This is a genomic window from Hydrogenophaga sp. FG152, assembly GCF_057809615.1.
Window position 1 is genome coordinate 211242 of the sequence record NZ_JBMDKH010000004.1, and the last position, 5308, is coordinate 216549.

The following is a 5308-nucleotide window of genomic DNA, read 5'->3' on the forward strand; positions in this document are numbered from 1 at the left end:
CCATGCGTGACCTGCTGGTCTTCGGGGCCGTGCTGCTCTTCGTGCCCCTGGGCTTTTCGAACGCCTTCATCGGCTACCTGCTGTGGGGTTGGGCCGGCCTGATCGCCATGAACAGCTACGTGCACGGCTTCATGGGCGCCGTGCCCTTCGTGCAGCTGTTCGCCCTGGTGACCATGGCCTCGCTGCTGATGCGCCGGGGCGACCGCTTCGAGCGCATCGAGATCAACCGCACCACGGTGCTGATGATGCTGTTCGCGGTGCACGGCTTCTTTGTCGCGCTGTTCGCCTACCCAGGCCTGGACCGCAACTGGGAGCTCTTCGGAAACCTGGTCAAGACCGTGCTGTTCTGCCTGCTGATGCCGGTTTTCGTGACCTCGCGTTACCGCATCCACGCCATGGTGGTGATGGTGGTGCTGGCAACGAGTTTTCACGGCGCCCTCGATGGTCTGAAATTCATTGCCAGCGGCGGCGGGCACAACGCGCGCGGCATCGCCAAGTTCGGGGACAACAACCACTTCGCGATGGTGCTGCTGATGGTGTTGCCGCTGCTGTACTACCTCTACCAGATCTCCTCGCGCAAGCTGGCCAAGATCGGCTTTGCCGTGCTGCTGCCGCTCACGGCCTTCGCCGTGGTGGCCACGGCCTCGCGCGGCGCCTTGATCGGCCTGTGCGTGATCGTCTTCTTCATCCTCATGAAGAGCCGCAACCGCATGATCGGCATCGTGATCGTGGCCATCAGCGTGGCGGTGGTGGTGCAGCTGGCGCCCGATTCGTGGTCCGAGCGCATGGAGACCATCAAGACCGCGAAGGAAGACGATTCCCTGCTGGGCCGTTTCGGCGCCTGGCGGGTGAGCTCGTCCATCGCCCTGTCCAACCCGGTCTTCGGGGGTGGTTTCCGGGCGGTGCAGTCGTCCGCGCTCTGGGAGACGTTCAAGGAGGGCCCCACCTTGCTGCCCTTCATCGAGGTCGCACCAAGCAGCCCCTCGGGCCTGGCCGCGCACAGCATCTGGTTCGAGGTGATGGGCGACATGGGCTTCATCGGCTTCCTGCTGTTCGTCGCGCTGGTGGCCAATGCCTTCCTCACGCGCCGGGAGATCCTGAAGCTGACCAAGGCGCGAGGGCCGTCGCTGCGCTGGGCGTCCGACCTGGCCGACATGCTGGGCGCCGCCCTGCTGGCCTTCGTGGTGACGGGCTCGCTGCTCAGCGCCGCCTACTTCGAGCTGCCTTACATCTTCCTGATCCTGATGGAGGTGCTCAAGCAGCACGTCCTCAAGACCGTGGCGGCCAGCAAGGTGCCGCCGCCCCCGCTCAGCCCGCCGCGTCCTTCTTGAAGATCAAGGCCACCGCGCTGTCCTGGAAGCGCCGCAGCTCGGCCTCGATCGGCGGCTTCATCAGCATGATGCAGGCGTACCAGGCGGCGACGAACATCACGCCGTTGAACAGCAGGCTGAAGAAGATCGGGAAGTTGGGGTGCACGTAGGTCTTGAGCAGGTAGCTGAAGGTCCCGGTGATCAGCGAGATCAGCACGATGGGCACATTGCCCCGCAGCCACTGGCGCACGCCCAGCCCGAAGTAGACCTTGTTGACCATGACGTAGAGCGGGATGCCCACGATCTGGCCAACGGCCATGGCGATGCCGAAGCTCACCAGGGTGCCGTCGAACAGCATGATGGCCAGCACCACCTTGATCAGCAGCACCAGCAGCGAGGGCACGGCGGCCGCGTACGGCTTGCCGATGCTGGTGAGCGCGGGTGTGACCAGGCGAAAGAGGATGCCGGCGGCCCCCGTGAGGCACAGCCAGGGGATCACGTCGATGCTGGCCACCCACTGCGGACCGAACAGGAACAGGATGATCTCCCGGTCCATCACCATCATCCACACCATGGCGGGGATGATGACCACGGAGATGTACGAGGAAGCCTGCTGGATCGCCGCCGCCATGTCTTCGTTGGCGTGGTGCAGCTTGGAGAGGTAGGGCAGCGCGAAATAGTCGATGGTCGACTTGAGCACCGTGTAGGGCAGCGACACCGCCGAGGCGGCCTTGCTGAAATAGCCCACGGCCGCGGGCGTGCTCATCTTGCCCAGCATCACGTCGGGCAGCGCCGCGTCCAGGGCCGCGACGGTGGAGGTGACGATGGTGCCGGTGCCGAAGTGGGTGATCTTCTTCCAGCCCTTGAGGCTGGGCAGCCAGGGGATGGGCGTGGTGGAGTACCAGTGGTAGGCCGCGCCGGTGACGATGATGTTGACCAGGTTGGCCCAGGCCATGGTCATGTGGCCGTGGCCGGTGTAGGCCAGGGCGATGGTGGTGATGAAGTAGGTCACCACGGAGATCGCCATGACCTTGGAGGTGCGCTTGACCTCCAGGTTGCGCGTGAGCAGGGCGTAGGGGATGGAGCCGAACGGAATGAAGACGAAGCCGATGGCCAGCACCTTGACCACGTCGCCGACCTCGGGCGTCTTGAAGAACACCGACCACACATCGGACGTGAAGAACAGGATGGCGGCCACCGTCCAGGACGTCACCAGCAGCACGCCCAGCGCGGTGCGAATGGTCTGCTGCGTGACCTCCTTCTCCTTGACGATGTAGGAGAACACACCGAAGTCGCGGAACACGTGCGCGAAGGTGATGAGGATGGCGCTCATCGAGAAGATGCCGATGTCCGTGGGGGTCAGCAGGCGCGCCAGGATGACCGACAGGGCGAAGTTGGCGACCGTGGCGCCATTGCTCACCAGAAACTGAAGGCCGATTTTTTTTCTTATGTTCAACGAAGATTCCCGGATGGTCGTTGGGTCAGGGTGGCACACAGGGGCCGCGTTGGGGCGGTGACAGGTGCCTCTGGGCGGTTCACGGGGAGCTCAGATGTCGCGTCGCATTGTAGTGAGCGGACATGACTCGCAGCGTTCTGGATCGAAGTGTTTCAGTGGGGTAGGGCAGTGTGTACGGGATTCTCGGCATTTGGTGGGTTCGAATCCTCGTCAGATGTGACGCAGTGCGGAATCCTGCCGATTTTGAGGCTTGATTTGTCAACAGTTTGTTATCAACTATTTGTTACATTGGAGCATCCCCCCCCACACGGAGTTCCTCCATGACCGCGACCCGCGATGCCGCGCGCCCCGCCGCGACGATGACGCCCGCGCTCTCCGTCTGGCTGGATCTGTGCCGCGTTCTTGCGGCCCTGGCGGTCTACATCGGGCATTCGGTCTACCTCAAGGTGGCGCCATCGGCGCTCACGCTCACCTGGCACCGGTCGGCCGATGATGCGGTGATCGCCTTCTTCGTGATCTCCGGTCTGGTGATCGCGCACACCACCCGCGATCGCCAGCTCAGCGCAGGGCAGTACGCGCTGGCGCGCCTCTCGCGCGTGTACTCCGTCGCGCTGCCCGCGGTGCTGCTGGCCCTGGCCATCGATCTGGTCGGGATGCGGTTCAACCCCAGCCTGTACACCCCCGACTGGCAGTACCCCAGGCTCTGGTTCTACCTGCCGTTCCACTGGTTGTTTCTGGGTGAGACCTGGTTCGGCGCCATCCAGCCGTTCAGCATGGCGCCGTACTGGTCGCTCGGATACGAGGTCTGGTACTACGTGTTGTTCGGCGTGGCCCTGTTTCTGCGCGGGCCGCTGCGCTGGATCGCCCTGATCGGGGTATTGGCCGTGATGGGGCCGCGCATCGTGCTGCTGCTGCCGGTCTGGTTGCTGGGCGTCTGGCTCCAGCGGTGCCTGCCGGGCCTGCGGATGGGGCCGCGCGCCGCACGCGCGCTCATGGGCCTTGCAGTGGCCGCCTACCTGGTGTTCTTCCTGTCGGGTCTGCGGGGCGTGACCGATGAGGCATCGCGCCGCCTGTACGCCGGTTTCAGCCAGGTCTTGCCAGTGCCTTTCGACCCGGGTTCCACCGTCCATGTGCTGTCGGACTACCTGGTGGCCCTGATCTTCGCGGGCTTCGTCATCGGCTGCGCGCGTTGTGAATGGGATTTCAGGGGGGCCGGGGCGCGCTGGATCCAGCGGCTCGCCGGCTTCACCTTCAGCTTCTACCTGATCCATTTCACCCTGCTGGTGTTCGCCAGCGCACTGGGCCTGTCGCGGCCCGGCTGGGGCCTGTACGGCGTGCTCCTGCTGGCGGTGCTGGCCGCCACCTGGGCGCTGGCCCAGGTGGGCGAGCTGCGGCGCGACTGGTACCGCGCGCGCCTGCTGAACCTGTGGAACGCCGGTGCCTGGTGGCGCCGCGACCGGCCGCGCGCGGGCGCCTGACAGCCGCCCGCTACATCGCCAGGCGGTGGTCCGTGTCCGCCAGTCGCGCGCAGGCGGCCTGGCCGGGGAAGGGCAGCGCCAGGCTGTGCACCGCCATGGCGCAGGCCTGGCCCTGGACGTCGATCGCAGTGAACCGAGGCTCGGTCTCGATCCCCGCCTCGAACACCCCGGGCTCGATGGACAGGCCGCTGCCCAGGGCTTTGAGGCAGGCTTCCTTGCGGGTCCAGCAGCGCAGGAAGGCCTCCAGGCGCTGGTCCGGATCGACCGCGCACAGGGCCAAGAACTCGGCCGGGGAAAAATTGCGCTGCGCCAGCGATTCGAGGTCGCTCATCGGCCGTGGCACCTCGATGTCCACGCCGATCGGCGCGTCGGCGCAAAGCCCGATCAGCGCCCAGTCGCCGCTGTGGCTCATGTTGAAGTGGGGCTGCCCCTCGCCCCGCAGGCGGGGTTTGCCGAATGGGCCTTCGACGAAGCTCAGGACGCGCGCGGGCTGGCCCGTGACCTGCGCCAGCAGCTGACGCAGCGCCGTGTGGCTGGCGCGGTAACGGCGGGCATCGCGCTCGAAATGAAAGCGGCCGGCCTTGGCCCTTTCGGTCGCGCTGAGCAGCGCCATCTGGTCGGGATCGCCGGGGTCCGACGGGGGCAGGCTCAGGTCGACGAGCCAGAGGGTGATGCCGATGGCTTCGGGTGAGGTCAGGTGCGTGGCGGTCATGCGGAAAAGGTGGCTTGAATGGTCATATTTCCGGGCTGGGAGGAGAAGCGATTCGTCTATAGTGCACGAGCACTTTCCAGTGCAGTGCGACAACCTAGTACTACCTCACTGCTACCCCGGCCTCAAGTGTGCGGAAATGCACTTAATGGCAGGTACTTTCGCGTTGTCACGATGCTACGTTTGGTAACATCATTCTTTCATGAAGGCAGAGACGTTCACGCCTCGCCGCGCGATGGTGGCGGGGGTGAATCGCAAGGGACGACACGATGAAACGCTGGACCGCTTCACATCCTGACCGCGGAACAACCGTGACCATCGGGATGCCATCTTCAGCCTGGCTGCGGGGCGCGCG

4 protein-coding genes are annotated in these 5308 nt (G+C 65.2%); 2 read left to right on the forward strand and 2 right to left on the reverse strand.

Annotated features, from left to right (window positions below; translation table 11 throughout):
• Positions 1-2: 2 nt before the first annotated feature.
• The gene (locus ACODTB_RS07190) at positions 3-1331 is read left to right on the forward strand and encodes a putative O-glycosylation ligase, exosortase A system-associated (protein WP_291116720.1); all 1329 of its coding nucleotides are present in this window, start codon (positions 3-5) and stop codon (positions 1329-1331) included.
• On the opposite strand, the gene ACODTB_RS07195 is transcribed toward ACODTB_RS07190, so the two are convergent.
• Positions 1309-2766: an oligosaccharide flippase family protein gene (locus tag ACODTB_RS07195; protein ID WP_291116722.1), complete on the reverse strand. Its 1458-nt coding sequence runs from the start codon at positions 2764-2766 to the stop codon at positions 1309-1311. The genes ACODTB_RS07190 and ACODTB_RS07195 overlap by 23 nt on opposite strands.
• A gap of 320 nt (positions 2767-3086) precedes the next feature.
• Here ACODTB_RS07195 and ACODTB_RS07200 point away from each other — a divergent pair, with 320 nt between their 5' ends.
• Entirely contained in the window at positions 3087-4244 is a 1158-nt protein-coding gene (locus tag ACODTB_RS07200; RefSeq protein WP_291116725.1) for an acyltransferase family protein, read from the forward strand.
• Between the two features lie 10 nt (positions 4245-4254).
• Here the strand turns inward: ACODTB_RS07200 and ACODTB_RS07205 are convergent, their stop codons facing one another.
• Complete coding sequence (locus ACODTB_RS07205; RefSeq protein WP_291116728.1) at positions 4255-4956, reverse strand: 4'-phosphopantetheinyl transferase family protein; 702 nt, start codon at positions 4954-4956, stop codon at positions 4255-4257.
• Between the last annotated feature and the right edge of the window lie 352 nt (positions 4957-5308).

What these genes read in the sequence shown, in the direction of transcription:
- ACODTB_RS07205 (WP_291116728.1), bottom strand. Translation starts at nt 4,956, where the DNA reads ATGACCGCCACGCACCTGACCTCACCCGAAGCCATCGGCATCACCCTC.
- ACODTB_RS07190 (WP_291116720.1), top strand. Translation starts at nt 3, where the DNA reads ATGCGTGACCTGCTGGTCTTCGGGGCCGTGCTGCTCTTCGTGCCCCTG.
- ACODTB_RS07200 (WP_291116725.1), top strand. Translation starts at nt 3,087, where the DNA reads ATGACCGCGACCCGCGATGCCGCGCGCCCCGCCGCGACGATGACGCCC.